Genomic DNA, 13,691 nt, shown 5'->3' on the forward strand with positions numbered 1-13,691 from the left:
CTCCCACCCCGCGAAGCCCTCCGCCTCCGCATCCGCTGGGTGCAGGAGCTGCAGGTGCGGCTCGTGCGCGAGGTGGCGCGGCGGCTGGGGATCCCGGGCGAGCGCGTCGGGCTGTTGCGGTGGTCGGAGCTGGTCGCCGTGCTGGGCGGCGGGGCCGTGCCGGGCGACCTGCACGCACGCGTGCCGCGAGCCGAGTCGCCCCCACTGCCGGACGCGTTCCGGCTCGCGGACGGTCAGGTCGTCGCCGACCGCGAGGGCGGCCGGGGCGAGGGCCTGCGGGGCGTGTCCGCCGGCCGCGCCGTCGGCACCGTGTGGGACGGGACGGGGCCCCGGCCGGCGGACGCCGTGCTGGTCGTGCGCACCCTGGACCCCGCGCTCGCCCCGCTGCTGCCCGGCCTCACCGGTCTGGTCGCCCAGACCGGCAGTCCGTTGTCCCATCTGGCCGTCCTGGCAAGGGAGTTCGGCCTCCCCACGGTCGTCGGCGCCTCGGACGCGGTACGCCGCTTCCCGCCGGGCTCCCGGCTCACCGTCGACGGGACCGCCGGTGACGTACGACTGGGGGACGCGTCATGAGAAGGATCGCGTACGTCTTCGGAGCGCTGGTCGCCACCGGCGCGGGCACCTATCTGATCGTCTATCTCTATCGGTGGCAGTGGCAGCGGGCGATGATCTGCGGGGTGTTGCTGCTGGTCGTCGAGGTGATGCTGTTCGGCCTGGTGACGCTGGGGCGGCTGAACCGGATCGAGGAGCGGCTGCGCGACACCGACCGGCGACAACGGGAGCTGGACGCCCGCACGGAGGACGTGCTGACGCGGCTGCGGGAGCCGGCCGCGGCGCGCGAGGAGACACGGTTCCGCTGGCTGGAGGACCCTGCGGAGCGGTCGTACGTCTTCGTGCCGGTGCTGATGGTCGCCGGGGTGGCGCTGTCCGGGCTCGCCTGGGTGGTGCAGAAGATCGCGACGGCCACGGGCAGACCCGCCGAGCGGCGCCTGGCCGGGCGGCTGGCCGTCCTCGCCGCACCCGACCCGGCGTCCACCTCTGCCCCCTCGACCGATCCAGCCGATCCGGCCGCCCCGGACGACCTGGACGACCTGCCCCCGCTGGGCGCCGGGACCTCTCGGGGCCGTACCGCACGCCGGACCACCGTCGCCGCCCTCTGCGCCGCCCTGCTCGGCGCGCTGATCGTGGGGCTCGCCGACCTCACCCAGACCCGGGGGGAGGAGGCCAACGACAGTGAGGCGACCTCCGTGGTCGTCCAGGTCGATCTGCGGGGCACGGACCTGTCGGCCGCGCGGCGCACGCTCGCCGCCCAGCAGATCTGGGCGGCCTGCCGGGACTCCACGGCCATTCCGCTGCGCCACGTGGCCCTGGGCGATCTGGGCGACGGCATGTTCGCCGGGGTCGTACGGCCCGCGCTCACCGAGCACGACCTGATGCGGCTGCGCGGCTGCCTGGAGGACGCGACCCTGGAGCGGGCCCACCTCACGGTGGTCGCCGTGGGCGACGCGGACGCGGACGACGACTGAGCAACCCCGAGCGTGTCCACAGCGGGCGACCGAGCGGGGGCGTGAGATGCGGCGAACGTGAAATGCGGCGAACGTGAGATACATCGCATAAAACGGACAAAGCACCTATTGATCACAGACCCAGGGGTACTCTGCCAACTGCGCCCTCGTCCCCTAGTCCCCCGGGTCGCTCATGGCTGTTCTCACCGCAACTCTGCCCCGCCCTGCCCTCCGCCGCCCGCTCTCCCAGCGCGCCCCGCGGATTCTCCTGGGCATCCTGATCGGCTACCTCGTTCTGTGGGCCGCGGGCGCAGGCAGCATCCTCGGCCTGTCGTACCTGGCCCGCCAGGAGACCCCGGCCCCCGTCGGCACCCGCTCCGTCCAGGGCGTGAACCACTTCCAGCCGGTGGACGGCGACGGCCGCCTGTGGCGCGGCTCCGCCCCCTCCCCCGCCGGTTACCGGGCGCTGGCGAGCATGGGCATCACCACCGTGGTCGACCTGCGCGCCGAGAACCTGAGCGCGACCGAGCTGGCCGAACCGGGCGAGGCCGGGCTGAAGGCCGTACGCATGCCGATCCGCGACGGACAGACGCCGTCGCCGCAGCAGGTGCAGAACTTCCTGCGCACCGTCTCCTCGGCCTCCGGCCCGGTGTTCGTGCACTGCGGCGCGGGCGTCGGCCGTACGGGCGCGATGGTCGCCGCCTACCTCGTGAAGACCGGCGAGGAGTCGCCGTCGCAGGCGGTCCGGCGCAACCTCGCGGTCGGACCGCCGTCGATCGAGCAGATCTACTACGGGCTGAACCTCAGCCCGGCCAAGGCGGAGCAGCCTCCGCTGCCGGTGGTGGTCATCAGCCGCCTGGTGGACGCTCCGCGGCGCATGATGTCGTACCTGTAGGCACGTACAGCAAGGACGGCCGGCAGGCACCCCCAGCGAACACGCCTAGGGCTTGCGCCCCACCGCCCCGTACCCGGGAATGACCCCGTCGTCCTGCCCGGGTACCGGCTCCCCCAGCTCGGGGTGCCAGTGGTGCGGCACCTCGACGCCGGGCTCGACGAGTTCGAGGCCGTCGAAGAAGCGGGTGAACTCCTCGCGGGAGCGCAGGGCCAGCGTGACACCGGCCGCCTTCAGCTTCTCGGTCGCCGCCTTCGACTCCTCGGGAGTGAAGTCGGCGGTCGCGTGGGACACCACCAGGTAGCTGCCCGAGGGGAGTTCGGACAGCAGCCGGCGGACCAGTTCGTGCGCGCCGTCCTCGTCGGAGACGAAGTGCAGCAGCGCGACGAGGGAGAGGGCCACCGGACGGCTCAGGTCCAGGATCTTCCGGGCGCCTTCGAGGATGGCGTCCGGATCACGCACGTCGGCCTGCAGATACTCGGTGACGCCCTCGTCCGTGCCACGCAGCAGGGCGGCCGCGTGGGCCAGCACGATGGGGTCGTTGTCGCAGTAGACGACGCGCGCGTCGGGGGCGATCCCCTGGGCGATCTGATGCAGGTTCGGCTCGGTCGGGATCCCGGTGCCGATGTCCAGGAACTGGCGTACGCCGTTCTTGGCGAGCCAGCGGGTGGCGCGGTGCATGAACGCGCGGTTGACCCGCGCCATCACCGGGACGCGCGGGTCGAGGGTGAGCATCTGCTGTCCCATGGCCTCGTCGACGGGGTAGTTGTCCTTGCCGCCGAGATACCAGTCGTACATCCGCGCGGGATGCGGCTTGCTGGTGTCGATCGCAGTCATGAGGCACTCCGTAACACGCAATGGATTATCAACTAAGCACCAAGTCAAGGTAGTTGTGATGCGGTTCAGGAAAATGGCCAAGCGGCTCAGGAGAGAAGGAAGTCCGCCTCCCCCGCCTTGGCGCCCTCGATGAACGCCGTCATCTCGTCCGGGGTGTAGATCAGCGCCGGTCCGTCCGGGTCGGTCGACTGACGGACGGCGATCCGGCCGTCGGCGAGCTTCATCGCCTCCAGGCAGTTGCCTCCGTTGCCGCCGCTCCACGGCTTGTGCCAGCCTTCGCTGCCCAAGTCCCGCGCGGGCATGCCGTTGTAGACGCGTATGCGCGGCTTGATGCGATCCATTCACAGCTCCTTGCGGAGATCCCGGAGGATCCCCTTCGTGCGATGTGCCGTAGCGGCCTGCGCCGCCATGCGGTCCATGACCTCAAGGTGGGTGGCCACCTCGGTGCGCGCGTCGAGGTAGACGGCGCCGGTCAGGTACTCGCTGTAGACCATGTCCGGCAGTTCTGACATGGCAAATCGGAACAGCACGAAGGGCCCGTACGTGCCGGGGTGCGGCCCGTTCGCGAACGGGGCCACCTGCAACGTCACGTTGGGCAGCTTCGTGGCCTCGAGCAGCCGGTCGATCTGGGCACGCATCACCTCCGGGCCGCCCACCTGGCGGCGCAGTACGGTCTCGTCCATCACGACCCACAGCCGGGGTGCGTCCTCCCGGGTGAGCAACTGCTGGCGTTGCATGCGCAGGGCGACATGGCCCTCGATGTCGTCGGGGCTGGTCTGGCCGATGGCGCCCGATCTCAGCACTCCGCGCGCGTACTCCTCGGTCTGGAGCAGACCGGGCACGAAGTGGGGGTCGTAGGACCGGATCAGGCTGGCGGCGCCCTCCAGGCTGACGTACATCGAGAACCAGCCGGGCAGGATGTCGTGGAACCGCTGCCACCAGCCGGGTTTGTTGGCCTCCTCGGCCAGCTGCACGAAGGCGTCGGCCTCCTCGTCGGAGATGCCGTAGGCCTTCAGGAGCAGCTGGAGGTACGGGATCTTCAGCCCGACCTCGGCCATCTCCATACGGCGGACCGTGGCGGGGGCGACGCGCAGGACGCGGGCGGCCTCCTCGCGCTTGAGCCCGGCACGTTCACGCAGGTCGAGCAGGCGCCGACCGAGGACGACCTGGCCGACCGTAGGCGCGGACCGCGGCTCGCTCACGCTCCACCTCCACGAGACGAAATCCCATCGACTGAACCTGACAGCCGGCTGAATCCTGACAGCCTGAATCCTGACAGGCTGGCTGAATCCTGACAGGCCGACGGCGCCATTCGAAGACCTATTCGAGGACCTCGGCAGAGCCCGGCCGAGCCTCGGTGATCCCAACTGGCGCCGTTCGACATGCTGTTGCCAGCAGTGTGCCACGGCCTTCCAGAGAGTCACACAGCACTCTGCAATTTTCAGAGTGACACTTGCCAAGTGTTCACGGCGGGGCGATAGTGGCAAGCGTGATTCCGTCCCCGCCCTTAGGAACAGACGCCGCCGCGGCCCCCCACGGCCTCGGTGCCGCCCCGGCCGTCGGGCCCCAGCGGGGCGCCGCCGCCGAGCGCCGGTTCCGCTTCGAACTGGCCGCGCATCCGGGTTCGCCCGCGCAGGCCAGACGCCTGACCAAGGCGCGGCTGAACGGCTGGGCGGTGTGCGAGGACACCTGCGACACGGCGGCTCTGGTCGTGTCCGAGCTGGTCACCAACGCGATCGTGCACACCGCGAGCGAGCACATCGTGTGCGAGCTGCGTGACGGCGCCGATCTGGTGCGAATAGCCGTACGCGACGAAGGGTGCGCGCCGGGTGAACCGCACCCGCTGGCCGCGCGGCCCGAGGACGAGCACGGCAGGGGGCTGCTCCTCATCGACGCGCTCTGCCATGCGTGGGGAGCCCATGAGCAGGGGTCCGGTCTTGTGGTCTGGGCCGATCTGGCCCGCGCCGCCGGGTTCTCCTGCACTTCCGGTGCCGACGCCTGCACCGGGCCGTACAACGACCTCGGGTGGGGGTCCCGGCCGAAGCCGGGGTCGGCCGGGGGTTCGGGTGACGAGGACGAGACGCAGGCGCGGTACGGCAGGGGAACGGGGTCCGCATGGCTGTGAGCGGCGCGTCCGGCGGCGGTCAGGTGCTGAGCCTGGACACGTTGGTCCGCCTTCGCCGTGCTCTGCCCGGCGTCTCCAGCGCGCCTCGGCGGTTGGCCGTTCCGGAGGGGATGACGGCGCCGCTGGGGTTTGACGCGGTGGCGGTGCCGGCGCGGTTCGGGCCGCTGATCATGCCTCGGTTGCCTCGGGTGGGGTGTGTGTACGCCGATGAGGCGCACTGGTGGTGGATCGTGCCGTCGGACTCCGATTACGCGTTGGAGTGGCCGGGGGCCGTGCGGTACTCGACGGGGGCTGTGGTGGTGGAGACGCCTCGGTTGATTCATCGGCCGGAGGGCGCTGTGCCTTATACGCCGCCGATTCCGCTGTATCTGGCGTTGTGCCGGGTGATGGGGGTTACGCCGTCCTGGTCGCGGCAGATCTCGGCGTAGGGCTTCGCCGGTAGCGGTTTTTCTCGCCCCCGCCGCCCCTACCCGTCCCATCCCTTGAAGGGGCTTCGCCCCTTCGACCCCGGGTTTTGTCTTCGGGTGCGGGTGCGTGGGGGCTGGGCGCGCCGTTCCCCGCGCCCCTTCTGGGGGGCTGCGCCCCCCAGACCCCCGCCGCCGCGTACGCCCGCGCGCATCTGTCGGCGGCACCCGCGCCCTCCCCTCGCAACCGCCATCCCGCCATAGTGGCCCTCCGTCGTGTGGGCGGTCGGGAGAGGGTGTGGGGTGGGGAAGACGCGTGGTGGTGGTGAGGCCGGGGTTTCCGAGTCGGAGCGGCTGTTGTTCGGGGGGCCGCTGCGGTACGACATGGGGTGGAATCAGCATCGGGACGCTTTTCTGGAGCTGAGTTTCCGGGCCATGGTGACGCGGTTGCCGTCCTTGTTGGCGTCGAGTTTCCGGCTGGCCTGGCAGGCCGACCGGCGAGCGGCGCGGACGGTGCTGGTGGCCGAGGTGGGGCGGGGGCTGGGGCAGGCGGTGGGGCTGCTCGCCGTGAACAGTGTGCTGGGGCGGCTGATCGGGGGCGGGGCGCTGGAGGAGCGGTTACGGGGTGCCGTTCCCGCGCTGGTGGCGATGGCCGGGGTGATGGTGGTCTCGACGTTGCTGCGGGCCGCGTCCACGTATGCCACGGGGCGGCTGGAGCCCAAGGTGGAGCGGGTGGCGACCGAGCTGTATCTGGAGCGGGCGGCCGCGGTGGAGCTGGCCGCGATCGAGGACCACGCCTTTCACAAGCTGCTGGACACCGCGCAGTACGGGGCCGGGTCCGCCCGGCGCATGATCTCGTACAGCACGCGGGTCGTGAACGCGGCCATCTCGCTGATCGCCGCGGCGGGTGTGCTCACCGTGCTGCATCCCGCTCTGCTGCCTCTCCTCGCGACCATGACGCTGCCCAGCGCCTGGAGCGCGCTGACCAACGCCCGGCGCCGCTACGAGTCCTTCCACACCTGGGTGCAGCACTCCCGGGCCGGCCATCTGATCAGCGGGCTGCTGACCGAGCCGGCCGCCGCGCCCGAGATCCGCGTCCACGGTGTCGGGCCCTTCCTGCTGCGGCACTACCGGGCGATGTCGGAGACGGCGGAGGCGGAGCAGGCGCGGCTGGCCCGGCTGGCGGCGCGTACCGGGCTGATCGCGGCGGCGTGGACGGGGCTCGCGACCGTCGCGACGTACGCCACGCTGGGCGGGCTGCTGCTGGCCGGGGCGATGGCGCTCTCCGTGGCGGGTACGGCCGTCATCGCGATCCGCACCGGCTCGTCCAGCCTCGACAGCCTCGTCCTGGAGGTCAACGCGCTCCATGAGGAGGCCCTCTTCGTGGGCGACCTTCAGCGGCTGTACGTCGAGGCGGCCGAGCGGGCGATTCCGGTGGGCGGGGCCGCGCTGCCCGAGGAACCGCGGGAGATCCGGTTCGAGAAGGTCAGCTTCAGCTACCCCGGGGAATCGACCCGCCCCGCCCTCGACGACGTCACGCTGACCCTCCCGCTGGGCCGGATCGTCGCGCTGGTCGGCGAGAACGGCTCCGGGAAGACCACCCTGGTGAAGCTGCTGGCGGGGCTCTACACCCCGGACCGGGGCCGCGTCCTCTGGGACGACGTCGACGCGGCGACCGCCGACCGGCACCAGCTCGCCGAGCGCATCGCGATGGTCGCCCAGGACTTCAAGCGCTGGCCGTTCACCGCCCGGGTCAATGTCGCCGTGGGCCGTTCCTCCGCGCCGCTCACCGAGGAGCGGCTGGCCGCCTCGCTGAGCGAGGCCGGGGCCGAGGAGGTGGTGGCCGATCTGCCGCGCGGCCTGGACACCCTGCTGGCCCGCAACTTCAGCGGCGGGCACGAGCTGTCGGGCGGTCAGTGGCAGCGGCTGGGGATCGCCCGGGCGGCGTACCGGCGCGGCCGCATCCTGATCGTGGACGAGCCGACGGCGGCTCTGGACGCGCGGGCCGAGCTGGAGGTCTTCGAGAAGATCCGCGCTCTGGCCTCCACCGGGCAGACGGTCGTCCTCATCACGCACCGGCTGGCGTCCGTGCGCCACGCCGATCTGGTGCACGTTCTCGACCAGGGCCGGCTGGTGGAGTCCGGCACGCCCGATGAGCTGCTGGCCACGGGCGGGGTCTACGCGGAGCTGTACTCGCTCCAGGCGGAGCAGTTCACCTCGCGGGTGCCGGCGCCGAAGGCGAGCTGATCCTGCACGTGGGCTCAGGCGGCGGCGTCGATCGAGGCGTCACCGCGGACGATCACCAGGAACGCGTCCGTCGCGAGGTCCATGACGACCTCGGCGGGCAGGCCTTCCATCCGTCGCGCGTGTGCGAACTCCTCCGCCGGCCACGAACCCCGCGGCCCGCCCGCGGGAAAGCGTTCGAGCACGGTTCGCCCGTTCACCATCCTGCACCTCCCTACGCGTCGTACTTGCAGGAGTTAACGCCTGCCGGAGGTGAATCGCCTCGCCCGGTGACGGGACTGAGACGTAGTTGACACTCGTTCACGGCGATGTGTGAGCGCCCGCTCACTCTCGATGATCAAGCGCTACGCGCCGTGTCAGTTCTCGTACTCGTCGTGATAGCGGATGCGCTCACTGCCCGCAGGCGCCCCGAGCGTCGACGCGCGCCCCTTGGGCTCCTCCCACTCCTCCTGCCGGCCCAGCGCGGTCAGGTCCAGGAAGCCGGTGGTCGAGCCCAGTCCGTCCAGACCGCGCTCATACGTCGAGTAGGTGTGGAAGACACGGTCCCGGTCCCGCAGGAAGCAGCTGATTCCGGGTCGTTCCACCAGCTCGCCGTCGTGCTCCAGGGTCACCTCGAAGTCGTGGTTGAAGTCGCTGCCGTACGACGAGTACCAGGGCACCGTCCAGCCCATGCGCGCCTTGAACGGCAGGATCCTCGTGTACGGCGCCCTGGACACGGCGACGAGGGTCGTCCCGCGCGCCTTGAGGTGCGCCAGATGCCCGACCTGGTCCAGGAACCCGGAGCAACTGCGGCACCCGGCGTCCCATTCGGGCGCGAACATGAAGTGGTAGACGACCAGTTGGTGCCGCCCCTCGAACAGATCGAGCAGGGTGGCCTTGCCGTCACCGCCCTCGAAGACGTACTCCTCCTCGACCTCGACCATCGGCAGTCTCCGCCGCTCGGCATTCACCGCGTCCCGCGCCCGCGTGACCGCCTTCTCCTTGACCAGCAGTTCCTCCCGAGCCGCACGCCACCGCTCACGCGACACAACCTCCGGAAGCGACATGAACACCCCTCCTCGCAACGGTCCGTTCCGGGTGGTGACCGGCGGGAGGGGCGGAACTCATCGCTGGGCACGGAGGTTTTTTCGGAGGTTCAGGTGTCGTACTCCTGGATCCTCCCGCCATGACTGCGGTCCAGGAGTGCCGGCATCCGCTCCCCCAGTTCCCTCACCACCTCGGGCACATCGATCGTCAGCAGCTCACGGTCGCGCATCAGGATCCTGCCGTTCACGATCGTGGTGCGGACGTCGGAGGAGCGGGCGCTGTGGACCAGGGTGGCGGCGAGGTCGTGGATCGGCTGGGTGTGGGGGCCGGTGAGGTCGATGAGGATGATGTCGGCGCGGCGGCCGGGGGCGAGGGTGCCGAGGGAGTCGCCGAGGCCGAGGGCGCGGGCGCTCTGGAGGGTGGCGTGGTGCAGGGCCTGACGGGAGGTCAGCCAGCGGGGGTCGCCGGTGGTCGACTTCTGGAGGAGGGCGGTGAGGGCCATCGACTCCCAGACGTCGAGGGAGTTGTTGGAGGCGGCGCCGTCCGTGGCGAGGCCGACGGGGACGCCGACGTCGTGCAGGGCGCGGACGGGTGTGGTGGTGGGCCAGGCGAACTTGAGGTAGCCACGGGGCGCGGTGGCGACGGCCGTACGGCCGGAGGCGTCCCGCAGGAGTGGCAGGTCGCGGTCGAGGATGCCCGTGCCGTGCGCGATGAGGACGTCGACGTCGAGGATCCCGGTGCGCCGGAGCACCTCGATGGGGGTGACGCCGTGGCGGGCGAGGCTGGTCTCGGCCTGGTCGCGGTTCTCGGCGGCGTGGAGGTGGACGGGGAGGCCGTGCTCGCGGGCGAGTTCCGCCGTGGCGGCCAGGTCGGCGTCGGTGACGGTGTAAGGGGCGTGCGGGGCGAGGGTGGTGGTGATACGGCCGTCGGCGGTGTCACGGTGCCGGAGCGCGAACTCCATTGATTTCTCCCGCCCTTGAGGCCCCTGAGAGGAGAAGTACGCTTCCCCCAGGTGGGCCCGGATGCCGCACTCCTCGACCACCGCGGCCACGGCGTCCATCGAGAAGTAGTGGTCGGCGAAGCAGGTGACGCCGCCCCGGATCATCTCGGCACAGGCGAGCCGCGCGCCCAACTCCACGTCCTTCGCGGTGAGGTTGGACTCGACCGGCCACACGACGTCGTTGAACCACTCCTCGGTGGGCAGGTCCTCGGCGACCCCGCGCAGGGCGACCATCGGGGCGTGGGTGTGGCAGTTGACGAGGCCGGGGAGGGCCACCTGGCCCGATGCCTCGAGGCGCTCGACGGCAGGCCGGTCGCGTACCGCGTCGGCGGTCGTGACGGTCTCGACGACTCCGCCCCGTACGACGATCGCGGCGTCCTCCTCGAACCCGATCCGCTCTTGATCGTCGTGCAGCAGGACGGTGCAGCCAGTGATGATGAGGTCGGCGGGAGCTTCTGCGGGAGAAGGCGTCATCACGCCAACGTACGACGCGGTCGTCGGCCCGCGTGAGGTGAACCGCGCATCCGGTCACGGGTCTGTCGTGCGGGCCTGCCCCCGGGCACGCTGGCCTCACCACGGCCCGCTCGACGGCCGGAAGGCGCACGGCTTCTGGAAGGAGCCCGGCATGCTCCTCGGCACCTGGAACCTGGAGAACCTCTACCGGCCCGGCGGCGAGTTCGGCCCCAGGGACAAGGCCGCGTACGAGACGAAGCTGGCCGCGCTGGCAGCCGTCGTCACCGAGCTGAACCCGGGGCTGCTCGGCGTACAGGAGGTCGGCGACCCGGAGGCTCTGCGGGACCTGGTCGGGATGCTGGACGGCACCTGGCATGTCGCGCTCTCCGAGCACGCGGACGGCCGGGGCATCCGCGTCGGCTTCCTCAGCCGTACGCCGCTGGAGGTGCTGCACGACACGCACGCGTTCCCGGCGCGGCTGCGGCCGGTGCAGGTGGACGACGCGGGTGGGACGGCGGCGGAGGCGGGCCGGGGTTTCCTGGCGATCGAGACGCGGATCGGTGCCGGTGCCCTGGCCGGTGCCGGGGCTGGTGCCGGTGCAGGGGCTGATGCTGGTGCCCCTGCCGGTTCCGACGCCGGGCCGGTGCTGCGGGTGGCCGTGGCGCATCTCAAGTCGAAGCTGCTGTCGTATCCGGGAAACCGTTTCTTCCCGCGCGACGAGGGCGAACGAGCCCGCTACGGCGCCTACGCGCTGTACCGTCGGGCCGCCGAGGCGACGACCCTGCGCGCGCTGGCGGACGTACTGCTCGCCGGTGACGGACGCGAGCGTGACGTGGCGGTGCTGGGTGACCTGAACGACGAGGTGCAGGCGGCGACGACGCAGATCCTGCTGGGTCCGCCGGGCTCGGAGATCGGTACGGCCGGCTTCGGCAAGCCCGACAAGGGCGACGCCCACCGCCTCTGGAACGTGGCCCCGCTGATCCCGGTCGAGCAGCGCTTCTCCCGTGTGAACTCCGGGCGGCGTGAGCTGATCGACCACATACTGTGCGGCCACCGCCTGATCCACCGGGTGACGGCGGCGGGGACGGGGGCGCCGGGGACCGGTTCACCGGAACTGCCGTCGGTGGGCGCGGATCCCGGGGAGCGGCGCGGCCAGCCGGGGTCGGATCACGCGCCGGTCTGGGTGCGGGTCGAGGACTGAGGCGCGGCCGGTGCCGGAACGGTGACCCTGGTGGTGGAGCACCTCGCCCGCAGTGCGAGCGCCTGACCCGCGTACCCGCCGCCGGACCTCAGCCCGCGACCGGCGCTTCGGTGACCCCGGGCGCGTCCAGCCCGACCCGTTCGCGCTCCTCCGCGAGCTCCGCCAGCAACTCGGTGAGCTGGGCGCCGTGCCACGGCGTGAGCCGGCCCGAGTCGTCGAGGTGCACGGCGCACGCGGTGGTCGCGTCGACGAGCCGCTCGAGTGTGGCGACGACGTCATCGGCCCCTTCCGAGTGCCGGGCGAGCGCGGGCAGTTCCGCCGCGGCCAGAGCGATGGCGGTACGGGCCTCGGCGAGCGCCCGGTAGGCCTCGCGGCGCAGCCTCCAGCGGACGGCACGGGCATCGGAACGGGCGAGGTCATGCCCGGCGCCCGACCCTCGCGCCTCCCGTACCCGGCCGCCGTGGTCACCGTCCGCCTCGCGCAGTACATGGGCGAGGTAGGCGTGTGCGGCCCGGTGGGCCTTGGCGAGGCGTGCCCGGACGCCTCCGCCTCGCTGGCCCGGCATCGGGAGGTGGCCCACGACCAGCACGATCGCGCAGGCCAGCAGGGTCTCACCGATGCGGCTCGCGGAGGCCTGCGGTTCGCCGCCGACCATGACCAGGGCGAGGACGAGGACGGTCACGACGGCCGTCTGGGCGGCGAAGTGCCGGGTGGCGACGGGGATGAGGGCGCCGCTGAGGGCGACCAGCGCGATGAGGCCTTCGGGACGGGGCAGTACGGCCGCGAACCCGGCGAAGAGCAGGGCTCCCAGCACGGTGCCGGCCGCCCGGCACAGCACCCTGGACACCAGCGGGCCGAGGTCGGGCTTGACGAGGAAGACGGCGGTGGCGGGGAGCCAGTACCAGTGCTCGTGCTGCCCGTGCCACTGGGCGTGGTGCAGGGCCTGGGCGATGGCGGCGCTGGCGCCGAAACTCAGGGCGACACGCAGCCCGTACTCCCGGCCGCCCGCACCGAAGACGGCCCGGGCCCGGTCCTTGGCCGAACGGCGCCGGGTGTGCAGGTCGCTGTTCCCGCGGCCGCGGTCGAACGCCTCGGCGGCATGCAGCAGGGCGTCGTCGAGGGCGCGCAGGGCGGGTGCCGAACGGGAGGGTGCGGGCAGGGGCCCGGTGTGCGTGTTGCCGCGTACGGCGGCGGCGAGCCTGCGCGGCCCTTCGGAGGCCCGCTCGGAGACGTCCTCACCGGCCCAGGCGAGCGCGGTGGCGGCCTCGGCGAGGGGCAGGGCGGCGGCGTACTGCGCGTGCAGCCGTCGCTCGGTGGACGAGGAGGCGTACCGCCGCAGGCGGGGTCCGGTGAGGGCGTCCTGGGCGTGGTCGAGGGCGGCGGTGAGGGCGACGCGACGGGCGACGGCGTCCCGGGTGCCGACGGCGTCGAGGAGGTCGGCGACGGCGTCGTACACATCGGCGACGGCGTCGCGCTCCCCGTCGAAACGGAAGTCCCCGACGAGCGAGCCCGGGGTGGGCAGGGCCAGCCGCAGCCCGAGCAGCCAGGCGGCACCGGCGAGATAGACGAGGGCCCGCTGCCACCCGCTGTCCGGCAGCGGCATCCCGGCCCCGATGGCGGAGGCGACGAGGAGTTGCGTACCGGCGGCCGAGGCGACCGATCCGACGGCGCTGATGCCGCCGGCGATGAGCCCGAGGCCCGTGAGGAGGAGCGTGAGCGGGACGGCGCCGAGGTGGTCACCGGCGTACGTGCCGACAAGCAGCCCGGCAGCGCCGGCCAGCGCGGGCATCCCGAGCCGCTTGACGGAGGCACGGCGGCTGCCGGGGCGGTCGTTGATGCCGGCGAGCATGGCGGCGATGGCGGCCACCACGCCGAGGGAGGTGCGGTCGGCGAGGACCGCGACGAGCAGGAGGGGTCCGGCGGCCAGGGCTCCTCGGACGACCGCGTTCCAGGGCACGGGTCCGCGCTGGGCGCGCAGCGCGTGGGCGAGCCAGGGCGGGAGGG

Annotated in this window: 14 protein-coding genes; 7 read left to right on the top strand and 7 right to left on the bottom strand. The window is 72.2% G+C overall.

The features are described from left to right. From L0P92_RS33960 to L0P92_RS33970, 3 genes are all read left to right on the top strand, one after another. Positions 1-573, top strand: a 573-nt coding sequence (locus L0P92_RS33960) for a PEP-utilizing enzyme (RefSeq protein WP_237696402.1), incomplete at its 5' end; no start/stop codon positions are given. Beyond that, the gene (locus L0P92_RS33965) at positions 570-1,526 is read left to right on the top strand and encodes a hypothetical protein (protein ID WP_234766897.1); all 957 of its coding nucleotides are present in this window, start codon (positions 570-572) and stop codon (positions 1,524-1,526) included. The genes L0P92_RS33960 and L0P92_RS33965, both read left to right, overlap by 4 nt. A gap of 172 nt (positions 1,527-1,698) precedes the next feature. Further along, a complete protein-coding gene (locus L0P92_RS33970; RefSeq protein WP_234766898.1) occupies positions 1,699-2,400 on the top strand; it encodes a fused DSP-PTPase phosphatase/NAD kinase-like protein in 702 nt (233 codons plus the stop codon). Positions 2,401-2,445: 45 nt separating this feature from the next. Here the strand turns inward: L0P92_RS33970 and L0P92_RS33975 are convergent, their stop codons facing one another. From L0P92_RS33975 to L0P92_RS33985, 3 genes are all read right to left on the bottom strand, one after another. Continuing rightward, the gene (locus L0P92_RS33975) at positions 2,446-3,234 is read right to left on the bottom strand and encodes an SAM-dependent methyltransferase (protein WP_234766899.1); all 789 of its coding nucleotides are present in this window, start codon (positions 3,232-3,234) and stop codon (positions 2,446-2,448) included. A gap of 86 nt (positions 3,235-3,320) precedes the next feature. Continuing rightward, the gene (locus L0P92_RS33980; protein WP_234766900.1) at positions 3,321-3,575 is read right to left on the bottom strand and encodes a DUF397 domain-containing protein; all 255 of its coding nucleotides are present in this window, start codon (positions 3,573-3,575) and stop codon (positions 3,321-3,323) included. After that, positions 3,576-4,436 (bottom strand): Sco1979 family transcriptional regulator, encoded by an 861-nt coding sequence (locus L0P92_RS33985; protein WP_234766901.1) that lies wholly within the window; start codon positions 4,434-4,436, stop codon positions 3,576-3,578. 278 nt (positions 4,437-4,714) lie between these two features. On the opposite strand from L0P92_RS33985, the gene L0P92_RS33990 reads away from it, so the two are divergent. The 3 genes from L0P92_RS33990 to L0P92_RS34000 all read left to right on the top strand — a co-directional run bounded on the left by L0P92_RS33990 (position 4,715) and on the right by L0P92_RS34000 (position 8,010). Then, on the top strand, positions 4,715-5,359 hold the full coding sequence (locus L0P92_RS33990) for an ATP-binding protein (protein ID WP_234766902.1): 645 nt from the start codon (positions 4,715-4,717) through the stop codon (positions 5,357-5,359). After that, positions 5,350-5,787, top strand: coding sequence for a hypothetical protein (locus tag L0P92_RS33995; RefSeq protein ID WP_234766903.1), 438 nt, complete (start codon positions 5,350-5,352; stop codon positions 5,785-5,787). The genes L0P92_RS33990 and L0P92_RS33995 overlap by 10 nt, the downstream gene beginning before the upstream one ends. 360 nt (positions 5,788-6,147) lie before the next feature. Beyond that, on the top strand, positions 6,148-8,010 hold the full coding sequence (locus L0P92_RS34000; protein WP_234766909.1) for an ABC transporter ATP-binding protein: 1,863 nt from the start codon (positions 6,148-6,150) through the stop codon (positions 8,008-8,010). A 14-nt stretch (positions 8,011-8,024) separates the two neighbouring features. On the opposite strand, the gene L0P92_RS34005 is transcribed toward L0P92_RS34000, so the two are convergent. The 3 genes from L0P92_RS34005 to L0P92_RS34015 all read right to left on the bottom strand — a co-directional run bounded on the left by L0P92_RS34005 (position 8,025) and on the right by L0P92_RS34015 (position 10,507). Next, on the bottom strand, positions 8,025-8,210 hold the full coding sequence (locus L0P92_RS34005) for a DUF8839 family protein (RefSeq protein WP_234766904.1): 186 nt from the start codon (positions 8,208-8,210) through the stop codon (positions 8,025-8,027). A 153-nt stretch (positions 8,211-8,363) separates the two neighbouring features. Next, entirely contained in the window at positions 8,364-9,053 is a 690-nt protein-coding gene (locus L0P92_RS34010) for a DUF899 domain-containing protein (RefSeq protein ID WP_234766905.1), read from the bottom strand. 89 nt (positions 9,054-9,142) lie between these two features. Further along, complete coding sequence (locus L0P92_RS34015) at positions 9,143-10,507, bottom strand: amidohydrolase (protein ID WP_234766906.1); 1,365 nt, start codon at positions 10,505-10,507, stop codon at positions 9,143-9,145. A gap of 151 nt (positions 10,508-10,658) precedes the next feature. Between L0P92_RS34015 and L0P92_RS34020 the strand changes: the two genes are divergently transcribed. Further along, positions 10,659-11,687: an endonuclease/exonuclease/phosphatase family protein gene (locus L0P92_RS34020; RefSeq protein WP_234766907.1), complete on the top strand. Its 1,029-nt coding sequence runs from the start codon at positions 10,659-10,661 to the stop codon at positions 11,685-11,687. Between the two features lie 88 nt (positions 11,688-11,775). Here the strand turns inward: L0P92_RS34020 and L0P92_RS34025 are convergent. Then, positions 11,776-13,691 (bottom strand): FUSC family protein (locus tag L0P92_RS34025; protein WP_234766908.1); only part of this gene is annotated, 1,916 nt, incomplete at its 5' end.

This window comes from Streptomyces muensis, from assembly GCF_021474425.1.
Lineage (GTDB): Bacteria > Actinomycetota > Actinomycetes > Streptomycetales > Streptomycetaceae > Streptomyces > Streptomyces muensis.

Bases quoted from the DNA above. Each gene is read 5' to 3' on its own strand.
- L0P92_RS34020 (WP_234766907.1), top strand. From the start codon at position 10,659: ATGCTCCTCGGCACCTGGAACCTGGAGAACCTCTACCGGCCCGGCGGC.
- L0P92_RS33970 (WP_234766898.1), top strand. From the start codon at position 1,699: ATGGCTGTTCTCACCGCAACTCTGCCCCGCCCTGCCCTCCGCCGCCCG.
- L0P92_RS33965 (WP_234766897.1), top strand. From the start codon at position 570: ATGAGAAGGATCGCGTACGTCTTCGGAGCGCTGGTCGCCACCGGCGCG.
- L0P92_RS34010 (WP_234766905.1), bottom strand. From the start codon at position 9,053: ATGTCGCTTCCGGAGGTTGTGTCGCGTGAGCGGTGGCGTGCGGCTCGG.
- L0P92_RS33975 (WP_234766899.1), bottom strand. From the start codon at position 3,234: ATGACTGCGATCGACACCAGCAAGCCGCATCCCGCGCGGATGTACGAC.
- L0P92_RS34000 (WP_234766909.1), top strand. From the start codon at position 6,148: ATGGGGTGGAATCAGCATCGGGACGCTTTTCTGGAGCTGAGTTTCCGG.
- L0P92_RS33995 (WP_234766903.1), top strand. From the start codon at position 5,350: ATGGCTGTGAGCGGCGCGTCCGGCGGCGGTCAGGTGCTGAGCCTGGAC.
- L0P92_RS33980 (WP_234766900.1), bottom strand. From the start codon at position 3,575: ATGGATCGCATCAAGCCGCGCATACGCGTCTACAACGGCATGCCCGCG.
- L0P92_RS34005 (WP_234766904.1), bottom strand. From the start codon at position 8,210: ATGGTGAACGGGCGAACCGTGCTCGAACGCTTTCCCGCGGGCGGGCCG.
- L0P92_RS34015 (WP_234766906.1), bottom strand. From the start codon at position 10,507: ATGACGCCTTCTCCCGCAGAAGCTCCCGCCGACCTCATCATCACTGGC.